Here is a 20,855-nt window from a genome sequence, read left to right as displayed (position 1 = left end):
GCCCTTTGCCGTGCTCCTGCCATCTTTGATGCCCTCTTCGGTACGTGCTCGGTATTTCCGCCGAGCAATACATTACGCCGCCATCGGAACGTAGGCAATTGCCCCTAATGCAAGAACCTGGCATAGCGCAGCCTGCGCATCTACCAAATCGTTCTATCGAGGCCGGGGGCGGCGAATGTCAGCTTCCGAGTGCAGGTGGGCGGCGTCAGCGACTGACCGGTTCTGGCCGGATTCTGCCGGAGCTCGCCGGCGCCAGTTCGGCGCCCATTGCGGAAGTACCGGCGGGCTGGCGGAACCTGCGGAAATGGGCCCCTGTCCATCCTGTCAGACGGCATTTCGGATGACGTTGACGAGATAGATGGCGCTCAGTCCGAGGACGAAAATCAGAAAGAGACGTGTCAGGTAGGCGACGATTGCGTCGCTCAGCGAGCGTTCCTCCAAGAGCCTTGGTCTTCTGGCTGGGAATGCAAGCTCAAAATAGTTCTTGGTGAAGAGCGCACACATGAGAACACAGGGAAGTGTCAAGAAGACTCCAAGCACAAGGACGAATGTCGCTGTTCTCATGATTTGAAGATAGAGACTGAAGGTCGGCTGTTGGCCGATTGTTGAATGAGTGCGAGTTGGTGTGCACGCACCTTCAACGGCCCAACCTACTCAATCGAGTGGAGTCAGTTCGATCGAAGCAACGAACGTCAGCTCCTGGCCGATCGCCGCCAGCACAAACTCCCCCAGCCCCGCCCAAGGATCCCCACACCTGTCAGCACATCAAGACTTTCTTGCCCGGCGCGCAAGAACCTTGACGGCCCACCCCAGCCGTGGCGGCTCGCCATGCGTTGTTTTTTCCTTGTAGGACGCCACCCAGAAACTCGCCCTGGGACAGTGCCCATCGTCGGTTTGCACGCGCCGTGTTGCTATGCTCGCCTGCTGCCGGCAGCGCACCCCCCGCGCGGCCCGGCGATCCCGTCCACAGCGCCTGCCATTGCGATCGCGACGGCCGGCGCAAAACCACTCGCCACGAGCGAGCACCGTTCGTCTTCGACCATGAGGATTCCAGGTCTGTTCGCGCCCTGCCTGGGCGCCTTGCTGTTGTCGGCTGGCTGCGTCTCAAGGCCGCCCGAAAAAGCCCCCGACCCCACGCCGGCGCAGTGGCACGTGCCGCTGCCCCACGGCGGCGCGGTGGTGCTGATGGCCGAGTGGTGGAAGCGCCTGGACGATCCGCTGCTGGTCGACCTGATCAGCGCCGCACAGGCCGAGAGCCCCGACATCGCCAGCGCCGCCGCGCGCATCTCCGAGGCGAGCGCGGACCGCGTGGCCGCCGGCGCCGCGATGATCCCCAACCTGAACGGGAACCTGTCGGCACAGCGCGGCAATGCCCTGATGCAGGCCAGTCCCGGCCAGACCCTCACGCCGATGACGATGCTGCAGGCCGGCCTGGCATCGAGCTGGGAGATCGACCTGTTCGGCGGCCTGGCCGCCAGCCGCGACGCCGCCCAGGCGCAACTCGAAGGCGCGCAGGCGCGCTGGCATGCGGCACGGGTGTCGGTGGCTGCCGAGACGGCCAACACCTATTTCGACGAGCGCGCCTGCCAGGGCCAGTTGCAGGTGCAGGCCTCCGACACGCGCTCGCGCAACGAGACCGCACGCCTGACCGACCTGGCCGCCAATGCCGGCTTCCAGGCGCCGGCCGATGCCGCACGCGCCCGCGCCACCGCCGCCGACGGCAACTCCCGTCTCGTGCAGCAGCGCACCCAATGCGCGCTGTATCGCAAGGCGCTGGTCGCCCTCACCGGGCTGGATGCCGCCACGCTCGATGCCCGGCTCGACGCCGCGCCGCTGGTGCCGCCGCCTCTGGGCGAGATCGCGGTGGGCCCGTTGCCGGCGCAGACGCTGGCGCAGCGGCCGGATGTGTTCGCTGCCGAGCGAGCCGTGGCGGCCGCCAGTGCATCGGCCGGTGCCGCCCAGGCACGGCGGCTGCCGCGCCTGACCCTACAGGGCAACATCGGCATCACGCAGTTCCGCGTCAGCGGCTTCCAGCAGTCACTCGACACCTGGACCATCGGGCCCCTGGCGCTGGACATCCCGATCTTCGACGCCGGCACCCGCGCCGCCAATGCGGAAGCCGCGCGCGCCCGCTACGACGAATCGGTGGCGCAATACCGCTCGACCGTGCGGCAGGCGGTGCGCGAGGTTGAATCGGCCCTGCTGTCGCTGCAAAGCAGCCAGGACCGCCATACCGACGCCCAGGTGGCCGTGGACAACTCGCAGCGTTCGTTTGCCGCCACCCAGGCGCGCTTCGACAGCGGCCTGGCCAGCCTGTTCGAACTGGAAGACGCACGGCGCCAACTCTTCGTGGCCCAGACCACCCTCGTCGGCCTGCAGCGCGAACGCGCGGAAGCCTTCGTCACCCTCTACCGTGCCATGGGCGGTGGCTGGCAGCGGCCCGGCAGCGACGGCGCGCCGACGGTCGGCGCTGTCCCCGCGGCCTCTTCCTCCCCCAGTTCGGCCCCCGCCACCGTCTCGACCGCCGCAGCGCCGGCTGCGACCACCGCCACGACCCGACCATGAGCCTCCAACGTTCCAACTCGCGCCAACGCATCGTCATCGCCATCGTGGTGGTGCTCGTGCTGGCCGCCGCGGCCTTCTTCCTCCTGCGCAAGCCCGACACGAAAGCCGATGCCGGGCCGGCTCCCGCCAAGGCCGGAGCGCCGGCGGCGGGCACGCAGCAGCGCCCCACCCTCACCGTGACGGTGGCGGCGCCCGAAGAAGCCGAGCTGACCATCCAGCTGCCCGCCAACGGCAACATCGCGGCCTGGCAGGAAGCCAGCGTGGGCTCCGAAGCAAGCGGCCTGCGCCTGGCCGACGTGCGCGTGAACGTGGGCGACCGCGTGAAGAAGGGTCAGGTGCTGGCCACCTTCGCACCGGAATCTGTGAACGCCGACGTGGCCCAGGCCAAGGCAGCGCTGGTCGAGGCACAGGCCACGGCCGCCGACGCCGCCGGAACGGCCAAGCGCGCCCGCACGCTGGACGCCACCGGCGCGCTGAGCCAGCAGCAGATCAATCAGTACGTGACCGCCGAGCAGACCGCCAAGGCGCGGGTCGAGGCCGCCAAGGCGGCCCTGGCGGCGCAGCAGGTGCGCATGGGCAACACCCGTGTGCTGGCCCCGGATGACGGCGTGATTTCCGCGCGCAGCGCCACCGTGGGCAGCGTGGTTCAGGCGGGCACCGAGCTCTTTCGGCTGATCCGCCAGGGGCGCCTGGAATGGCGAGCCGAAGTCATCGCCAGCGAACTGGGGCGCATCGCCATCGGCACGCCTGCAGTGGTGACCGGCGCCAGCGGCGCGCAGGCGCGCGGCACCGTGCGCAGTGTGGCGCCGACGGTCGATCCGCAAACGCGCAACGCGCTCATCTACGTCGATCTGCCAAGCCTGCAGGGCGCGGACGCAACGCCCGCTTCTCTCAAGCCCGGCATGTTCGCCAGCGGCGTGTTCGAGCTGGGCAAGAGCCGGGCGGTGACGGTGCCGCAGCAGTCCATCGTGCCGCGCGACGGCTTCAACAACGTGATGGTGCTACAGCCCGACCAGCGGGTGCGCCAGACCAAGATCGAGATCGGCCGCCGTGTCGGCGACCGGGTCGAGGTGACGACGCCGCTGCCGGCCGATGCGAAGGTCGTGGTCCAGGGCGCGGGCTTCCTCAACGACGGCGACCTGGTCCGCGTGGTCGACGCGCCCGGAGCTGGGGCCGCGCCGGCCGCGCCCGCCGCAACCGCCCCGCCCGCCAAGAGCAACTGAACGCGCGGCCAAGGCACGCCACCGCTGCATCTTTTTTCGGACTTCCGCCATGAACGTTTCCGCCTGGTCCATCCGCAATCCGATTCCGGCGGTGATGGTGTTCGTGCTGCTCACCCTTGCCGGCCTGTATTCCTTCAAGGCCATGAAGGTGCAGAACTTTCCGGACATCGACCTGCCCACCATCACCGTGTCGGCCTCGCTGCCGGGCGCATCGCCCTCGCAGCTCGAGAACGACGTGGCCCGCAAGCTCGAAAACTCCGTCGCCACCATCCAGGGCCTCAAGCACATCACCACCAAGGTGCAGGACGGCGCGGCGACGCTGATCGTCGAGTTCCGGCTCGAAAAGCCGCTGCAGGAAGCCCTGGACGAAACCCGCTCGGCGGTGCAGCGCGTGCGCGCCGACCTGCCGGCCGACCTGCGCGATCCGGTCGTTAACAAGCTCGATCTGGCCGCCCAGCCGGTGCTGGCCTACACCATCGCGTCGCCGCGCATGGACGACGAGGCCCTGTCCTGGTACGTGGACAACGACATCCAGCGCATGCTGCTGGCGCTGCCGGGCGTGGGCGCCGTCAACCGCGTGGGCGGCGTGACTCGGCAGGTGCACATCGACCTCGATCCGCTGCGCCTGCAGGCACTGGGCGTTACCGCCGCCGAGATCTCGCAGCAGTTGCGGCAGATGCAGGTGGAAAGCGCCGGCGGCCGCACCGACCTGGGCGGCAGCGAACAGCCGGTGCGCACGCTGGCGACGGTGGAATCGGCCGACCAGCTGGCCAACATCCAGATCCCGCTGCGCGACGGGCGCCGCGTGCGGCTGGACCAGGTGGCACGCATCTCCGACACCATTGCCGAGCCCCGCGCCGCCGCCCTGCTCAACGGCAAGCCTGTGGTCGGCTTCGAGGTCGCCCGCGCCCGCGGTGCGAGCGAGGTGGAAGTCGGCGCCGCCGTGCGCGAGCAGTTGGCCAAGCTCACGGCCGAACGGCCGGACATCCAGCTCTCCGAGGCCTTCAACTTCGTCGATCCGGCCAAGGAAGAGTACGAGGGCTCGCTGCACCTGCTCTACGAAGGCGCCATCCTGGCGGTGCTGGTGGTGTGGCTGTTCTTGCGGGATCTGCGCGCCACTTTCGTCTCGGCGGTGGCGCTGCCGATGTCGGCCATTCCGGCCTTCATCGGCATGCATTACCTGGGCTTTTCGATCAACGTCGTCACCTTGCTGGCGATGTCGCTGGTGATCGGCATCCTGGTGGACGATGCCATCGTCGAGGTGGAGAACATCGTGCGCCACCTGCGCATGGGCAAGTCGCCCTACGAAGCCGCCATGGAAGCGGCCGACGAGATCGGCCTGGCGGTGATCGCCACCACCTTCACGCTGATCGCCGTGTTCCTGCCCACCGCGTTCATGAGCGGCGTGGCCGGCAAGTTCTTCAAGCAGTTCGGCTGGACGGCTTCGCTGGCCGTCTTCGCCTCGCTGGTCGTGGCGCGCATGCTCACGCCCATGATGGCCGCCTACATCCTCAAGCCGATGGCGGACGAGGACAGGGAGCCGCGCTGGCTCTCGCGCTACATGGGGCTGGTGCAGTGGTGCATGCGCAATCGTTTCAAGACGATGGTGCTGGCCACCCTCTTCTTCTTCGGCTCGATCGCGATGATCCCGCTGCTGCCCACCGGTTTCGTGCCGCCGGACGACAACTCGCAGACGCAGGTGTACGTCACGCTGGCGCCGGGCGCGACGCTGGAGCAGACGAGCGCCGCAGCCGAGCAGGTGCGCCAGCGCGTGATGGGCGTCAAGCATGTGAAGAGCGTCTACACCACCATCGGCGGCGGCAGCGCGGGCGGCGATCCGTTCGCCAGCTTCGGCGTGCCCGAGACGCGCAAGGCCACGCTCACGATCCAGATCGATCCGCGTGGCGACCGGCCGGTCAAGCAGACCATCGAGAAGAACATCCGCCAGGCACTGTCCGACATGCCGGGCGTGCGCACCACGGTCGGGCTGGGCGGCTCGGGCGAGAAGTACATCCTCGTGCTGACCGGCGAAGACCCGCAGGCGCTGACGACCGCCGCCCGCGCGGTCGAGAAAGACCTGCGCACCATTCCCGGCCTGGGCAACATCACGTCCACCGCCAGCCTGGTCCGCCCCGAGATCGCCGTGCGGCCGGACTTCGCCCGCGCCGCCGACCTTGGCGTGACCAGCAGTGCCATCGCCGAAACGCTGCGCGTGGCCACCGTGGGCGACTACGACCAGAACCTGCCCAAGCTCAATCTGGCGCAGCGGCAGATTCCGATCGTGGTGAAGCTGGAAGACTCGGCGCGGCAAGACCTGCCCTTGCTGTCGCGCCTCACGGTGCCGGGCGCGCGCGGGCCGGTCATGCTCGACCAGGTGGCCACACTCGACATTTCCGGCGGCCCGGCGGTCATCGACCGCTACGACCGTTCGCGCAACGTGAACTTCGAGATCGAGCTGTCCGGCGTAGGCCTGGGTGATGCGACCGAGGCAGTCGCCAACCTGCCGTCCATCAAGAACCTGCCGCCCGGCGTGCGCCAGGCCGCCGTGGGCGATGCCGAGATGATGGGCGAGCTGTTCGCCAGCTTCGGGCTGGCCATGCTGACCGGCGTGCTGTGCATCTACATCGTGCTGGTGCTGCTGTTCAAGGACTTCCTGCATCCCGTCACCATCCTGTGCGCGCTGCCGCTGGCGCTGGGTGGTGCGTTCGTGGGCCTGCTGATCGCGCACAAGGCGTTCTCGATGCCCTCGCTGATCGGACTGATCATGCTGATGGGCATTGCCACCAAGAACTCCATCCTGCTGGTGGAATACGCCATCGTCGCCCGGCGCGACCACGGCATGAGCCGATGGGACGCCCTGCGCGACGCCTGCCACAAGCGCGCGCGGCCCATCATCATGACCACGCTGGCCATGGGTGCGGGCATGCTGCCCATCGCGCTGGGCCTGGGCGCGGCGGATTCGAGCTTCCGCTCGCCCATGGCGGTGGCGGTGATCGGCGGTCTGATCACCTCCACGGTGCTGAGCCTGCTGGTGGTGCCGGCCGTGTTCACGTACATCGACGACATCGAGCACTGGATCCGGCGCATGGTGCGCAAGCTGCGCGGCCAGCCGGCCGATCCGCACATCGACGACGACCTGCGGCCGGCAGCGGCCGAATGACGCGCGCCAGCTAGCGTCGGCGGGCGACGGGCGCAGCGCCGCCCGTCCGCAAGGCCACGCCCTCCTTCACCGATTCCATCACCACGTAGCTTTGCGACTGCGCCGGGACCGGAAGCTTCTTGAGCATCGCGCCCAGCAGGTTCCGGTATTCGTCCATGCCGGCCAGACGCGCCTTGACCAGGTAGTCGAAGCTGCCGGAAACGAGGTGGCATTCCTGCACCTCGGGCATGAGCATCAGTTCGTTGCGCACCTTGTCGAACACGTCCGCCGACTTGGATGACAAGGTGATCTCCACGAACACCAGCAGCGGCTGCCCCAGGGCCTCGGGGTCCAGCCTGGCGTGGTAGCCGGTGATGACGCCGTTGCGCTCCAGCCGCCGCACGCGCTCCGAACAGGGCGACATCGACAGGCCCACGCGCTGCGCCAGCTCGGTGTTGGAGATGCGGCCCTCGGCCTGGAGGATGTCGAGGATCTTGCGGTCGATGCGGTCGAGTTCGATCAATGCGGACTTTCTTTGGCGGGCGACCCTTGGCGGGCGTCCAGACAGAAGATTTTGCCGCCATGGAGTCAAATTTCAGAGAAATTTTCCGAACACATTTTTCTAAAGTTCAGACATTCACTTCTGAACTGGGTCTGCACCATGAAAGTCATCGTCCTCGGCGGCGGCGTGATCGGCACCACGACGGCTTACTACCTTGCCAAGGCGGGCGCCGAGGTCACTTTGGTCGACCGCCAGGATGGCGTGGCGCAGGAAACCAGCTTCGGCAATGCCGGCCAGGTTTCTCCCGGCTACTCGACGCCGTGGGCCGCGCCGGGCATCCCGCTCAAGGCACTCAAGTGGATGCTGCAGCGCGAACATGCGCCGCTGGCTGTCCGCCCCGATGGCAGCGCCTTCCAGTTGCGCTGGCTGGCCGCCATGCTGGCCAACTGCTCCAACGAGCGCTATGCGATCAACAAGGAACGCATGATGCGCGTGGCCGAATACAGCCGCCAGTGCCTGCAGCAACTGCGCGCCGACACCGGCATCGCCTATGAGCAGCGCACCGGCGGCACCTTGCAACTGTTCCGTTCGCAGGCGCAGTTCGATGCGGCGCAACGCGACATTGCCGTGCTGGAAGAGTGCGGCGTGCCTTATCAACTCCTGCGGCCCGAACACCTGACCGAGGTGGAACCGGCCCTGGCCCGCGTCAGCCACAAGCTGGCCGGAGGCCTGCGCCTGCCGTTGGACGAGACCGGCGACTGCAACCTGTTCACCCAGGCCTTGGCCGATCAGGCCGCGGCGCTGGGCGTGCAGTTCCGCTTCGGCACGAGGGTCGACGGCCTGCTGACGCAGGGCGACCGGATCGCCGGCATCCAACTAGGCGCCGAGCACCGCGGCGAGGTGCTGCGCGCCGACCGCTACGTGCTCGCGCTGGGCAGCTACAGCCGCCCGATGCTCGCCTCGCTGGGACTGTCGATTCCGGTCTATCCGGTCAAGGGCTATTCGCTGACGGTTCCGCTGGTCGACGCCGACCTCGCGCCGCGCTCCACCGTGCTCGACGAGACCTACAAGATCGCCGTCACGCGTTTCGACGACCGCATCCGCGTGGGCGGCATGGCCGAGTTGGCCGGATTCGACTTGCGGCTCGACCCGCGTCGCCGCGCCACGCTGGAGATGGTGGTCAACGACCTGTTCCCTGGCGGCGACACCAGCCGCGCCAGCTTCTGGACCGGCCTGCGTCCGATGACGCCCGACGGCACGCCCATCGTCGGCGCGACGCCGATGCAGAACCTGTTCCTCAACACCGGCCACGGCACGCTCGGCTGGACCATGGCCTGCGGCTCGGGCAAGTTGCTGGCCGACCAAATGACGGGGCGCCATCCCGAGATCAGCACCGAAGGCCTGGCCATGAGCCGCTACGCCCGCGCGCCGCGCGGCAGCAGCGGACTGCGCCACCGCCCAGCGGTCAGCGCCAGCGCCTGAGCCGAAGCCAGGCGCTGAGTGCGCGCTGCGGTATTGCGGCGCAACACAAGTTGGCGATACTGCGCACATCGCCCCACATCAAACGGGGCGCAAAGGCAGACATGGCAACCCGTTCCGCTCGCCCGTCACCCAGCACCCGCCTTCGTCCCGGCAAGGCCGGCGCCGAGAAGGCCGCGCCGGAGGCCCCTGCCATCGGCCGCAAGACCAGCCGATCGCGAACCACCGACAAGCGAAGAGTCGCCATTGCCTGCCAGGGCGGCGGCAGCCAGACCGCCTTCACCGCGGGCGTGCTCAAGGGCTTGTTCGAGGCCGGCGCGCATGAGGAATTCGACATCGTCAGCCTTTCCGGCACGTCGGGCGGTGCCATCTGCGCCACGCTGGCGTGGTACGCGCTGGCCAAGGGCGATGCCAAGCCGTGGGAGCGGCTGTATGCGTTCTGGCAAGACAACATGGCCTGCACGCCAGCGGAGCGTGCCCTCAACCAGGTGACGCTGCAGGCGCTTCGCCTGACCGGCCAGGGATGGCTGCCGATGTACAACACGAGCCCATCCTCGCCGCTCATCCAGCAGGCCATGAGCACGCTCGCGCGCGGCATGAGGCCGCTCTACACCGACTTCCGTGGTCTGCTTGAAAAGCACATCGACTTTGCCGAACTGGCCGCGTGGGGGCCGCGCCCGAACGGCCCGGCCCTGCTGATGGGCGCGGTCGATACGCTGTCGGGCCGCCTGGCCAAGTTCTGCAGCCGCATCGAGGCCATCCGCGTGGAACACATCCTGTCTTCGTGCGCCGTGCCCAGCATCTTCCCGGCCGTGGAATTCGATGGTGGCGCCTATTGGGATGGACTGTTCTCGGACAACCCGCCGCTCAACGAACTGGCGCAGGCCCGCTTCGTCGGCCCGACTTCGATCGCGCAGGAAATCTGGGTCATCAAGATCAATCCGACCCAGGCGGCCCAGGTGCCCGTCACGCCGGACCAGATCGGCGATCGCCGCAACGAGTTGATCGGCAATGTGTCGCTGTTCCAGCAGCTCGACGCGCTGGCGGTGATGAACGAGCTCTACCTGCAAGGCGCCTTTGCACCGCAATTTGCCAAGCGCTTCGACCTGGACGGCCCGATTCGCGTGCCCAAGTGCTTCTGCGACGACGAAGACCGGTCGTACCACATCCCCTTCATCGAGATGTCCGACGCATTGGCATCTAAGCTCGACTACGAAAGCAAGCTCGATCGCAGCCAGGAACACATCGAGGCCCTGATGCTCGACGGTGAGCAGCAGGCCGGCGAGTTCCTTTTGCAGCGGGCAGCGATGGTCTCGGCTTGACGATGATTCGTGCTCGCCAAGGCTGGGCCGGCGTTGCGTTTGCCAAGGCCCGGGCTGAGCGACAGAATCGAACCATGATCCAGACCGCAAGCGCCTGCGCCGGCATTCGCGCCGCCACGTTCCTGATGGCGCTTGCCGGCGCCGGAATGTCGTTCAATGCTTGGTCGCAGCCCTCGGGCGGTGCTGCGGACTCGCCCCAGCAGCGCTACGAGCGGCAACTCGCCGTGTGCAACAGCGGCAAGTTGCCCGAGCCCGAGCGCGACGCCTGCGTTCGCGACGCCGGCCGCATGCTGGATCAGGCATTGGGCGGCAGGCCCGGCAATGTGACGACCACCACCGAGGACGGCCGCGCCACCGTGGTCAGTCCGGCAGGATTGCCGGTTCCCAACAGTGGCTCGGACCAGGTCAGATCGCGCGACGGGCGATCGACCATCGTGGTGCCGGCCGACATGAACGCACCGAAGTAGTCTTCGGCGCTCTATGGCTTCAGGCGCGATACGACGTACTGCTCCTTGGTCATGCCGTTCGGATACGAAGTCATGCTGTTCGCTTCCTTCCAGATCTGCGCTTCTTCGCGCGCAGTGCTTGCATCTCCGGTCGCCGGCTGGGATCGCCCGCCGCCAGCAGGCGCTCCCGATTCGCGATGACATCGCGGTTCAGGTCCGCCAGCTTGTCCTGAAGGTCCGCGCCCGAATACTGAGTTCCCAACAGCCTCGCCTTGACCGCCTGCGTTTCCGCCAGCGTGAGGTAGCGGTCATTGGCCATCTGGTCGGTCTGCGCCATCAAGTCCGCGAATTCCTCGGCAGCGATCGGCACATCCGGTTTTTGCAGGACCTTGGAGATGCGGGCGTTGTAGTCGATGAACGCCGCGGTCTTCTCGGCCAGACGCATGTCTTGGGCGCTCGCGCCGCTGTTGCTCATGGCTCGGGCAAGCTCCTTCTTCTGCTGCTCGTTGGGGTAGAAGGTGTCTTGCCCGCCGGGGATGACCAATTCTGGCTTGACGGGGGGCTTGGCCGCCTGCGCCGCGCGCGGCGCCGCAGGGGCGACCGCGCCGGTGCTGGAGACCTCGGCCTGGCCAGGGCTTGCGAGCGTCTCGCCCGGCCCAACGGACGCCGCTACCGGCGAGCCGGCGGGCGGCGCAGGCGGCTCCTCGAGCACGAGGAGATAGATGCCTGCGACCCCGGCGAGCGCGAGCGAAACGAGTGCGATCTTTCGCTTCATGCCTTGCACGTTCAGTTCAGCGGCGGCGCGAAGATCGATTCACCGCCCAGCAACTTCGCAGCCTGCAAGTTGTATCCAAGAGGCGCGTAGAGCCCGCGCGTCGGATCCGACTCCTTCTCCCGGAACACGGGTGGCCGGCTGCGGTCCAGCAGATTGTTGATGGCGTCGACCGTCGAATGGCCGGTGTCTTGATTGGTCGTGCCTTCGTAGGTCAATGCGGTCATGCAATGGGACTGGTTCAGCCGCCTTCCACTGGGCATGAAATAGCCCTGGTTGGGACCGAGTCGCTGGAAGGTGCTGATCTTGTGATCGAGCTCCTTGTTCCATGAGGTGCGAACGTAGTTGCCCAAGGGCGAGAAATACGCTGGCACTTCGCTCAGGTTGACATTGCCCGTCAGTCTGGCGGCTTGGACATACTGCGGATTGAAGTGGTAGCCGTAGTTGGGAAAGTTCAGGTCGCTTCGGGCGTTGACGAAGACGACTCGATCTTCCGGATACTTGTTGCTGATCAACTCGCTGACATTGGAAATGTTCGCCAGGCTGAACCCGGGCAGCTCGCCGGCAAGCGTCTTCGGGTACCTGCTCAGGACCTGCTGGGCAGGATCGGAGCCCCACCATTGCTTCTTGACCTCGGACATGAAGCGCGTGGCCGGGTAGTTGACGTCGTCACGGTTCACCGGATCTTCAGTGCCGACAAAACCTGCATCGGCCAGCGAATACAGGCTGTCGGAGGGGTTCAGGATCTTGCGAACCGTCAAGCGATGGACGTCGGTGCTCAAGCTGCCCGCGCTCTGTCCGGTCAGGAAGACCTGGGCCGGCCGGGGCAGGTTGCTGCGCAGCCAGCCGAGCGTGCCCACCATGTTCTTCACGCCGTTGAAACGCATGACCTTGCCGGCCTTGCCGTCGAGCCGGGGCAGCGCGGCGACGTTGTCGCCGACGTAGCCGTCGCCCGTGCAATAAGGGAGGAACACCATGTTCCAGTCCTGAACCTTCACGCGACTCGCATCCAGGAAGGACAAGCGCGTGAGGAACGGCGCCACCAGGTCGCCGGGCTGGACCGATCCGGCCAGTACGCTGCCGATGAAGTCCATGTGGTTGTCGTTGATCCCGTCGAGGTGGGCCACGGCCGGTCCCGGGGCTTCCACCACGTTGCCTTGACCGTCGAACTGCCAACTGCCGTCGGGATTGCGCTGCGGATGCTTGCCCGTGCAGCCGGCGTAGTCGGTACAGCCACCGCCGCCTTCCATGAAGATCAGCAGGTTGTTGCTGGCGTTGGTCAGGTTCACGAAGAACTTGTAGTTGCTCCCATCGCCGCAGACTGCGCCGCTGGAAAGCGGCAGTTCCACTTTCTGCCACGAGAAATACTTGTTGAGCGAGACCTGGCTGTCGACCTGCGGAACGGTGTATTCGCCCCACTGGTTGTTGCCCGCGGCAGGCGGGTTGTCTGCCGAGGTCGGGAAGAGCAGGTGCCAGGCGGACTGGAAAAACCCGTAGTTGCCGGGTTCGCCACCGTTCGTCACATCGTGCACCGCCTTCTGGGCCAGTTGCGCGACCTGGTTCGCAACGACCGTCGCCGAAGCCTGAAGTGCTTCCAGCACGGTTGCGCTGGCCTGAGTGGTCATGGCACCCGTCGCCAGGATGCCGACGGCCAAGACGCCCCTAAGTGACTTTCCGATGCGTCTGACCCATATTTTTTCAGTCATTTTTTCTCCCTAGGTGAAACACGAGCGAGCGCCAATGTCGCGAAAAATGCTCAATCTCCTAAGTGGTAAAAACCCCGACGAAATGAGCAATATCAATTTGCATTGATTTGCTAATTTGTTAGTTCATTTCTTGACTCGAAAATTTAAACCGTTTCTCCTCATATGGAGCACCACGACGACAATCAACACGTCGATCAATACCCCGAGCCAACCCAAACCACGCGTCTGCCAAGCGGGCTTTATTGTTTGAATATGTGAGCGCGGCGCAAAAGTGACGCTCAATTCGAAGGCCAACCTTCGATCTCGATCACCACGCGCCGATCGGGCTGCAGGCATGCGATCAAGCTGGCGCCGCGGCGCTTGCCGATGCATTTCCCGCCGCTGACGGGCTCGCGCTCGCCCATGCCGCTGACCTGCATCGGAACGTCGACACCCACACTCTTCAGATAGGTGCGGACTGTCGTCGCGCGCTGCAGCGACAGGCGGTCGTTGTAGGCGGAGTCGCCCAGGCGGTCGGTGTGGCCGATGATGGTCAAGGCCCGCACATTCATTGCCCGGGTGCGGATGGCGGTGGCCATCCTGTCGAGTTCGGCCTTGCCCGCGGGCAGCAGGTCGCCGAGGCCGGATCGATCGAACGCGAACAGCCCATCGGCATTCAACGTGAGCGTATCCCTCGGTGTGCTCGGCTGCGGCGCCGGCGCCGTCGCGGCCACTGCAGCCAGCTCGCAAGTTTGTCCATTGCACCCCTGGTGGTGCTCATTTCCCAAATGGCCGCAGCCCGGCAATAGAAGCAGGCCGCCAGCCACAATGCCACCGGCGAGCGATTTGAATATCGTGTTGCCATTCATCTTTGTATTCCCTGTGTTGAGTCATCCATCGCGTCAGAACGGCGATTGAATTCCTGACCCACTGAATTTGACCTTCGGCGGCAAACATGTCTCTTTCAGAACATGGGAAGAAAGTCATGGTTGTGCGAACTCGTGCAATTCGAGCAAGCCAAAAAAAAGCGCGCCAGGACTGGCGCGCTTCTGGGGGATGGGGTTGCGTCTGGTTATTTCGCCGTCGCGGCGCGCAGCTTTCTTTCTTCCAGGCGCTTGAAGATGCGCGGCAAGACCAACACGGCCAGCACGATCACGATGAGCGCCACCGACATCGGCCGCTGAATGAAGACCACCGCACTGCCCTCGCCGATCGAGATGGCGTTGCGCAATTGCGCCTCGGCCAGCGGGCCCAGGATCATGCCCACCACCACCGGCGCTGTGGGAAAGTCGAAACGCCGCATCACCACGCCCAGCACGCCGATGGCGTAGAGCAGGTAGAGGTCGAACGCGCTCTGGCGCATGCCATAGGCACCCACGGTGGCGAAGATCAGGATGCCGGCGAACAGCTGCGGCTTGGGGATCTTCAGCAGCTTGACCCACAGGCCGACCATCGGCAGGTTCAGCACCAGCAGCATCACGTTGCCGATGTACAGCGACGCGATCAGCGCCCACACCAGCGCGGCCGAGGTCGTGAACAGCTGCGGCCCCGGCTGGATGCCGTAGTTCTGGAACGCGCCCAGCAAGATCGCCGTGGTGTTCGACGTGGGAATGCCCAGCGTCAGCAGCGGGATCAGCGCCGCCGTCACGGTGGCATTGTTGGCCGCCTCGGGCCCCGCCACGCCTTCGATGGCGCCCTTGGTGCCAAACTCCGCGCGGTCCTGCGGATCCTTGGTCAGGCGCTTCTCGGCGGCATAGCTCAGGAAGGTGGGAATCTCGGTGCCGCCGGCCGGAATGCAGCCGAAGGGCACACCGATGACCGTGCCGCGCAGCCAGGCCGGCACCGAACGCCGCCAGTCGCGCCGCGTCATGTGAACCCGGCTGAGCTTGTTCTGCGTCTCGCTCACTCTGCCTTCGTAGAGCGCTGCGTACATGACCTCGGCCACCGCGAACAGGCCGACAGCCACCAGCACGATCTCGATGCCGTCGAGCAGTTCGGGCACGCCGCCGGTGTAGCGGCCCTGCCCCGAAATCTGGTCGAGCCCCACGCAGCCCATCGCCAGTCCGACGAAAAGCGCCGTCATGCCGCGCAGCGTGCTCTTGCCCAGCACCGCACTGACGGTGGTGAAGGCCAGCACCATCAGCAGGAAATATTCCGGCGGCCCGAGGCGCACCGCAAAGTCGGCCACATACGGCGCGAAGAGCGTGACGATGATCGTGGCGATCGTGCCGGCCACGAAGGAGCCCACCGCCGCCGTGGCCAGCGCCGCCCCGGCGCGGCCGTTCTTGGCCATCTTGTTGCCTTCCATGGCGGTGACCATCGAGGCGGTCTCGCCCGGCGTGTTGAGCAGGATCGAGGTGGTCGAGCCTCCGTACATCGCGCCGTAGTAGATGCCCGAGAAGAAGATCATCGAGGCCGTCATGTCGACCTTGCCGGTGATGGGCAGCAGCATCGCCACCGCCACCGCCGGCCCGATGCCGGGCAGCACGCCCACGGCCGTGCCCAACGCGCAGCCGACCAGGCACCACACGAGATTGGCGGGCGTGATCGCGGCCGCGAAGCCGTTCATCAGGGCGCCCAGGATGTCCATGTCCATGTTCGTTCTCCGGTCCGCTCAGATCCAGCCCGTGTCCGTCAGGCCCGGCAGGTTGATCGCCAGAAACTGCGTGAACATCCAGAACACCGGCGCCGAGATCAGCACACCGGTCAGCAGGTCGATGCCCCAGGTGCGCAAGGCGCCGGCCGCCTGCTGGCCCGCCGCGCGGCGCAGCCCCTGCACCGCCAGCAGGTAGCACAGCGCACAACTGAGGATGAAGCCCAGCGTGGTGATCAATGCCGCGTTGAGCAGCAGGCCCGCCGAAACCCAGACGAAACCGGCCCAGTAGCCGTGCGCCGCGCCGGGCGCCTCTTCCAGTTCCCTGAAGCCACCGGTGCGCACCTCCCAGAGGATCCACGCGCCGCACAGCATCAGGACGACCGACACCAGCCAGGGCAGGAAATTGGGGCCGACCCCGCCGTACCCCGCTTGCGAAGAGATGCCCACGGCGCCGAAGGCCAAGGCCGCGCCGGTCAACAACACGCCGGCGCCGACGACGGCCTGCGGCCAGAGCGGGCGTGGCGCGGCCGGCGGCAGGAGCGCCGCCAGGCTGGTGTCTTCATTCATGCTGATTTCTCCTGGCTTTTCGGCAGCGCGGATCGGGCTTGCGTCAGACCATGCCGGACTTGACCATCGTGGCGCGCAGGCTCGCGAACTCGTCGTCCACGAACTTCGAGAACGCGTCGCCGGAGAGCACGGCAGGCGTCCAGTCGTTCTTCTTGAGCGCCTCGTTCCAGGCCGGCGTCTTGAGTGCGGCCAGCACCATGTCGATCAGGGCCTTGCGCTGCGCGGCGCTGATGCCCGGCGCGCCATACACACCGCGCCAGTTGCCGATCTCGACGTTGATGCCCTGCTCCTTGAGCGTGGGCACGTTGCTGCCCTCGAGCCGGGTGCCCGACGTGACGGCAATGGGGCGCATCTTGCCGGCCTTGATGTATTCGGCAAACTCCGAGAAGCCGCTGCCGCCCACCGTCACGTTGCCACCCAGGATGGCCGCCGTCGCTTCTCCGCCTCCACGGAAGGCCACGTAGTTGATCTTCGCCGGGTCGACGCCCACTTCGCGCGCGATCATCGCGGCCGCGATGTGCTCGGTGGAGCCGCGCGAACCGCCACCCCACTTCACGCTGCCCGGGTCCTTCTTCAGCTGGGCCACCACGTCGGCCATCGTCTTGAAGGGCGAATTGGCCGGCAGGACGAAGACGTTGTATTCGCTCGTGATGCGCGCGATGGGCGTGGCCTGGTGCAGGTCCACCGGCGGCTTGCCGGTGATGATGCCGCCAAGCATCACGGCGCCCATCACCATCAGCGCATTCGGGTCGCCCTTGGATCCGCTGACGAACTGGGCCAGTCCGAGGGCACCGGCGGCGCCACCCTTGTTGTCGTAGGTCACGGTGCTGGCCTGACCGCCATCGATCAGCGCCTTGCCCAGCGCACGGCCGGTGGTGTCCCATCCACCGCCCGGGTTGGCCGGAATCATCATCTTCATGTTGGGTCCGGCGGCGTTTGCCGACAGGGGCAGCGCACCGACGGCGGCCATAGCGGCCAGGCTCTTGAGGAAGGTGTCACGACGCATGGGAAGTCTCCTTTGAGTTGGAAGTCGGCGATGCGCACCATGGCACGCGCGCTGCCGTGGGGCGGATCATGAGCGCCAAGCCTGTCATTTGGCTGTCCGCCGCACTGGGGAAAACACCGAAGGCCCACGGGCCGAGAATGGCGCTCGCAACCGGCATCCTGTCCCGCCATGAAACTGCTTCTGGTCGAAGACGACCCCACCATGCAAGCCACGCTGTCGCGAACGCTCGGGCGCCGCCAGATCGACGTGCGCGTGTGCGGCGACGGCGCGCTGGCCCTGCAGATGTGGCAATCGGTGGAACCCGACGTGGTCGCGCTCGACCTGAGCCTGCCCAACCTCGATGGCCTCCAGGTGCTGTCTCAGGCGCGGGCGGCGGGCCTGACCACGCCGGTCCTGCTGCTCACCGCGCGCGGCACGGTGGGCGACCGCATCCTGGGCCTGAACGCCGGCGCCGACGACTACCTGCCCAAGCCCTTCGACCTCGACGAACTCGAAGCCCGGCTGCGTGCGCTGCGGCGCCGCCAAAGGCAGACCGATGCCGAGCAGCCCGCCCGCCTGCCCGAAGTCGGCGCCTTGCGGGCCGACCCCGACAGCGGCGTCATCTACTGCAAGAACGCGCCGATGGACCTGACGCCGCGCGAGTCCGCCCTGCTGCGCGCCCTGATGGCCCGCCCTGGCCATGCGGTGCCCAAGGAGCGCCTGTTCGAGCTCGTCTTTCCGGGCGAGATGGACGTGCAGTTCGAGGCGGTCGAAGTCGTGGTGTACCGCCTGCGCAAGAAGCTGGCCGGCACCGGCGCGACGCTCATGACGTTGCGCGGCCTGGGCTACCTGCTGCGCGAGGACACGTCGTGAAGGCACCGCGCTCGTTGCGCGCCACGCTGCTGATCGGCATCCTCGTCCCGATTGCCGTGTTCATCGTCATCAACAGCGTGAGCCTGTACCGGCAAAGCCGCATCGCGGCCACCACCGCCTACGACCGCACGCTGCTCGCGTCGGCCAAGACCATCGGCGAGCAGCTTGACGTGCGGGGCTTCGACGCCGAAGCGCAGTTGCGCTCCACGGTGCCCTACTCCGCGCTCGAAGCCTTCGAGGCCGACACGCAAAGCCGCCTGTTCTATCGGGTCTCCACGCTCGACGGAAAACTGGTCACCGGCTTCGCGGAACTGCCGCCCTGGCACGGCAGGATCCCCGCGCGGCCGCCCTACGCGGCACTGGTCGACTTCTATGACGGCCAATTCCGCGAACGCCCTGTGCGCGTGGCAGTGCTGCTGCAGCCGGTGGTGAGCAACGAAGGCCGAGCGATGGCGGTGGTGCAGGTGGCCGAGACGCTGGAGCTGCGCGAGACCCTGGCGCGCAAGCTGCTCATCGACATGCTGTGGCGCCAGTTGCTGCTGCTGGCCGTGGTGGCCGGCGTGACGGTGCTCGTGGTGCAGCGCGCCACCCAGCCCGTGCGCGCCCTGGGCAAGGCCATCGAGGCGCGGGCGGATGACGACCTCTCGCCCATCGACGCGCCGGACGCGCCGCGCGAACTGCGGCCGCTGGTGGATGCCACCACCTCCGTCATGGGGCGCCTGCAGCACCTGCTGGACCACCAGAAGCGCTTCGTGCGCGACAGCGCGCACCAGTTGCGCACGCCGCTGGCCGTGCTCAAGGCGCAGGTGCAATCGGCCCAGCGCGGCGACGTCTCGCCCGAAGAGGCGCTGGAAGAAATTCGCCTGACCACCGAACGCGCCACGCAGCTGGCCAACCAGATGCTTTCGCTGGCCAAGGTGGAGCAGCTTCGGCAGCAGCCCGAATCGGTGGTGCTCGACTTCGCGCAGGTGCTGCGCGGCATCGTGCTCGACCTGTCGCCGCTCATGGCGGAGAAGGCGCTCGACGTGGGCATCGAGACGGCCCCGGTGCCGATTCACGCGCACCAGTGGATGCTGGCCGAGCTGTCGCGCAACCTGTTGCACAACGCCATCAAGCACAGTCCTGAAGGCGGTCGCCTCGACATCGACCTGCACCCTCGCCGCGAGGCCGACGCGCAATGGGCCAACCTGACCATCACCGACGAGGGCCCGGGCATCTCGGCGGAACTGCGCAGTCGCCTGTTCGCGCCCTTCGCGGCTGGCGACGTGGCCAAGGGCTCGGGCCTCGGGCTGGCCATCTGCAAGGAGATCGTGCTGGCGCTGGGCGGCAGCCTGTCTCTGGACAATCGCCCGGGCGCCAAGGGCCTTGTCGCCACCGTACGCTTGCCCCTGCACCAGGCGGGCGGACAATAGCGCCATGGAGAGATTGCGCATCGACAAATGGCTGTGGGCCGCACGCTTTTGCAAGACCCGTTCGTTGGCCGCCGAGGAGATCGGCAAGAACCGCGTCCAGGTCAATGGCGAAGTGGCCAAGGCCTCTCGCGAGGTCAAAGTGGGTGACGAGGTCAGCTATCGCCAGGGCGCCGTGACGCGCACCGTTCGCGTGCTGGGCATCAGCGGCGTCCGTGGGCCGGCTCCGGTCGCCCAGCAGTTGTATGAAGAAACCGCCGAGAGCCTGGCGGCGCAGGCCGCGTTCCGCGAGCAGCGCCGGCTGGCCAGCGAACCGGCGCTCGCCATCGAGCAGGGCCGACCCACCAAACGCCAGCGGCGCGACCTCGACAAGGCACGCGGCAGCGCCTGGGGCTCGCGCTGGAGCGCCAGCATCGACGACGACGGCGACGTCGGATCCAATTCCTAGAACCAGGCATCACGCATGAGCAACAAGTTCAAGCCGTACCGCGTCCCGACCGACGGCGATTTCAGGCTGCGCGCCATCGACCCGAACGACATTCCCTTTTCCGAGGGCAGCGAAGACGTCGACCAAGGCAATCTCGAAGCCATGGCCAAGGAGCTGGACAAGCTGCAGAACAAGCTGCATGCCGAAGGCAGACGCAAGGTTCTGCTCGTGCTGCAGGGCATGGACACCAGCGGCAAGGACGGCACCATCCGCTGGGTGTTCTCGCGCACGTCGCCGCTGGGCGTTCGCGTCTACGCCTTCAAGGCGCCCGGCGAGATCGAGCTGTCGCACGACTACCTGTGGCGCTGCCATGCGGTGGTCCCCGCGGCGGGCCAGTTGATGGTCTGGAACCGCAGCCACTACGAAGACGTGCTGGTGCCGGTGGTCGAGAAGTGGATCGACCGGGCGGAGGCGCAGCGCCGCTACCGGCAGATCAACGACTTCGAACGGCTGCTGGTCGAAACCGGCACCACCGTCATCAAGTGCATGCTGCACATCGGGCAGGACGAGCAGCGCCAGCGCCTTCAGGAGCGCATCGACGAGCCGGACAAGAACTGGAAGTTCTCGCGCGGCGACCTTGAGGTTCGAAAGAAGTGGAGCGCCTATCAGCAGGCCTACGAGCGCGCACTGGCCCATACCTCGACCGAGCATGCGCCGTGGCACGTCATTCCGTCGAACAACAAGCTGCACCGCAACCTGATGGTGGCGCGCCTTTTGATCAAGACGCTCAAGCGCATGGACCTGAGCTTCCCGCCCGCCGATCCTGCGCTCAAGGGGCTCGTGGTGGAGTGAGCCGCCAGGGCTC

Annotated in this window: 17 protein-coding genes; 10 read left to right on the top strand and 7 right to left on the bottom strand. The window is 66.8% G+C overall.

Annotated features, from left to right (window positions below):
• Nucleotides 1-1,041: 1,041 nt before the first annotated feature.
• Genes QTH91_RS06675 through QTH91_RS06665 form a run of 3 tightly spaced genes read left to right on the top strand, consistent with a single transcriptional unit; the run spans nucleotide 1,042 to nucleotide 6,948 of the window.
• A complete protein-coding gene (locus tag QTH91_RS06675) occupies nucleotides 1,042-2,565 on the top strand; it encodes an efflux transporter outer membrane subunit (RefSeq protein WP_286659219.1) in 1,524 nt (507 codons plus the stop codon).
• The gene (locus tag QTH91_RS06670) at nucleotides 2,562-3,788 is read left to right on the top strand and encodes an efflux RND transporter periplasmic adaptor subunit (RefSeq protein ID WP_286659218.1); all 1,227 of its coding nucleotides are present in this window, start codon (nucleotides 2,562-2,564) and stop codon (nucleotides 3,786-3,788) included. Before QTH91_RS06675 ends, QTH91_RS06670 begins: the two co-directional genes overlap by 4 nt.
• Before the next feature lie 49 nt (nucleotides 3,789-3,837).
• On the top strand, nucleotides 3,838-6,948 hold the full coding sequence (locus QTH91_RS06665) for an efflux RND transporter permease subunit (protein ID WP_286659217.1): 3,111 nt from the start codon (nucleotides 3,838-3,840) through the stop codon (nucleotides 6,946-6,948).
• A 10-nt stretch (nucleotides 6,949-6,958) separates the two neighbouring features.
• Here QTH91_RS06665 and QTH91_RS06660 read toward each other — a convergent pair whose 3' ends face one another.
• Nucleotides 6,959-7,450, bottom strand: a complete 492-nt coding sequence (locus tag QTH91_RS06660) for an Lrp/AsnC ligand binding domain-containing protein (RefSeq protein WP_286659216.1) — start codon at nucleotides 7,448-7,450, stop codon at nucleotides 6,959-6,961.
• A 138-nt stretch (nucleotides 7,451-7,588) separates the two neighbouring features.
• Here QTH91_RS06660 and QTH91_RS06655 point away from each other — a divergent pair, with 138 nt between their 5' ends.
• The 3 genes from QTH91_RS06655 (at nucleotide 7,589) to QTH91_RS06645 (ending at nucleotide 10,697) form a co-directional block, all read left to right on the top strand.
• Nucleotides 7,589-8,911, top strand: a complete 1,323-nt coding sequence (locus tag QTH91_RS06655; protein WP_286659215.1) for a D-amino acid dehydrogenase — start codon at nucleotides 7,589-7,591, stop codon at nucleotides 8,909-8,911.
• 101 nt (nucleotides 8,912-9,012) lie between these two features.
• On the top strand, nucleotides 9,013-10,230 hold the full coding sequence (locus QTH91_RS06650; RefSeq protein WP_286659214.1) for a patatin-like phospholipase family protein: 1,218 nt from the start codon (nucleotides 9,013-9,015) through the stop codon (nucleotides 10,228-10,230).
• Between the two features lie 74 nt (nucleotides 10,231-10,304).
• Nucleotides 10,305-10,697 carry a hypothetical protein gene (locus QTH91_RS06645; protein ID WP_286659213.1) on the top strand — a complete coding sequence of 131 codons (393 nt, stop codon included), beginning with the start codon at nucleotides 10,305-10,307 and terminating at the stop codon, nucleotides 10,695-10,697.
• A 70-nt stretch (nucleotides 10,698-10,767) separates the two neighbouring features.
• On the opposite strand, the gene QTH91_RS06640 is transcribed toward QTH91_RS06645, so the two are convergent.
• From QTH91_RS06640 to QTH91_RS06615, 6 genes are all read right to left on the bottom strand, one after another.
• Nucleotides 10,768-11,451, bottom strand: coding sequence for a hypothetical protein (locus QTH91_RS06640; protein ID WP_286659212.1), 684 nt, complete (start codon nucleotides 11,449-11,451; stop codon nucleotides 10,768-10,770).
• A gap of 11 nt (nucleotides 11,452-11,462) precedes the next feature.
• Nucleotides 11,463-13,154 (bottom strand): pectin acetylesterase-family hydrolase, encoded by a 1,692-nt coding sequence (locus QTH91_RS06635; RefSeq protein ID WP_286659211.1) that lies wholly within the window; start codon nucleotides 13,152-13,154, stop codon nucleotides 11,463-11,465.
• A 278-nt stretch (nucleotides 13,155-13,432) separates the two neighbouring features.
• Nucleotides 13,433-14,002 (bottom strand): OmpA family protein, encoded by a 570-nt coding sequence (locus QTH91_RS06630; RefSeq protein ID WP_286659210.1) that lies wholly within the window; start codon nucleotides 14,000-14,002, stop codon nucleotides 13,433-13,435.
• 203 nt (nucleotides 14,003-14,205) lie between these two features.
• Nucleotides 14,206-15,723 carry a tripartite tricarboxylate transporter permease gene (locus QTH91_RS06625; RefSeq protein ID WP_286659638.1) on the bottom strand — a complete coding sequence of 506 codons (1,518 nt, stop codon included), beginning with the start codon at nucleotides 15,721-15,723 and terminating at the stop codon, nucleotides 14,206-14,208.
• 24 nt (nucleotides 15,724-15,747) lie between these two features.
• On the bottom strand, nucleotides 15,748-16,296 hold the full coding sequence (locus tag QTH91_RS06620; protein ID WP_286659209.1) for a tripartite tricarboxylate transporter TctB family protein: 549 nt from the start codon (nucleotides 16,294-16,296) through the stop codon (nucleotides 15,748-15,750).
• Between the two features lie 43 nt (nucleotides 16,297-16,339).
• Nucleotides 16,340-17,302 (bottom strand): Bug family tripartite tricarboxylate transporter substrate binding protein, encoded by a 963-nt coding sequence (locus QTH91_RS06615; protein ID WP_286659208.1) that lies wholly within the window; start codon nucleotides 17,300-17,302, stop codon nucleotides 16,340-16,342.
• A 168-nt stretch (nucleotides 17,303-17,470) separates the two neighbouring features.
• Here QTH91_RS06615 and QTH91_RS06610 point away from each other — a divergent pair, with 168 nt between their 5' ends.
• The 4 genes from QTH91_RS06610 to QTH91_RS06595 are packed head-to-tail and all read left to right on the top strand — an operon-like array spanning nucleotide 17,471 to nucleotide 20,842.
• A complete protein-coding gene (locus QTH91_RS06610) occupies nucleotides 17,471-18,154 on the top strand; it encodes a response regulator transcription factor (RefSeq protein WP_286659207.1) in 684 nt (227 codons plus the stop codon).
• Entirely contained in the window at nucleotides 18,151-19,566 is a 1,416-nt protein-coding gene (locus QTH91_RS06605) for a sensor histidine kinase (RefSeq protein ID WP_286659206.1), read from the top strand. The genes QTH91_RS06610 and QTH91_RS06605 overlap by 4 nt, the downstream gene beginning before the upstream one ends.
• Before the next feature lie 4 nt (nucleotides 19,567-19,570).
• A complete protein-coding gene (locus QTH91_RS06600) occupies nucleotides 19,571-20,011 on the top strand; it encodes an RNA-binding S4 domain-containing protein (RefSeq protein WP_286659205.1) in 441 nt (146 codons plus the stop codon).
• A gap of 15 nt (nucleotides 20,012-20,026) precedes the next feature.
• Nucleotides 20,027-20,842, top strand: a complete 816-nt coding sequence (locus QTH91_RS06595) for a PPK2 family polyphosphate kinase (RefSeq protein ID WP_286659204.1) — start codon at nucleotides 20,027-20,029, stop codon at nucleotides 20,840-20,842.
• Nucleotides 20,843-20,855 lie beyond the last annotated feature (13 nt).

Source organism: Variovorax dokdonensis, from assembly GCF_030316895.1.
GTDB lineage: Bacteria > Pseudomonadota > Gammaproteobacteria > Burkholderiales > Burkholderiaceae_C > Variovorax > Variovorax dokdonensis.
This window is presented reverse-complemented; position numbering and strand designations above follow the sequence as displayed.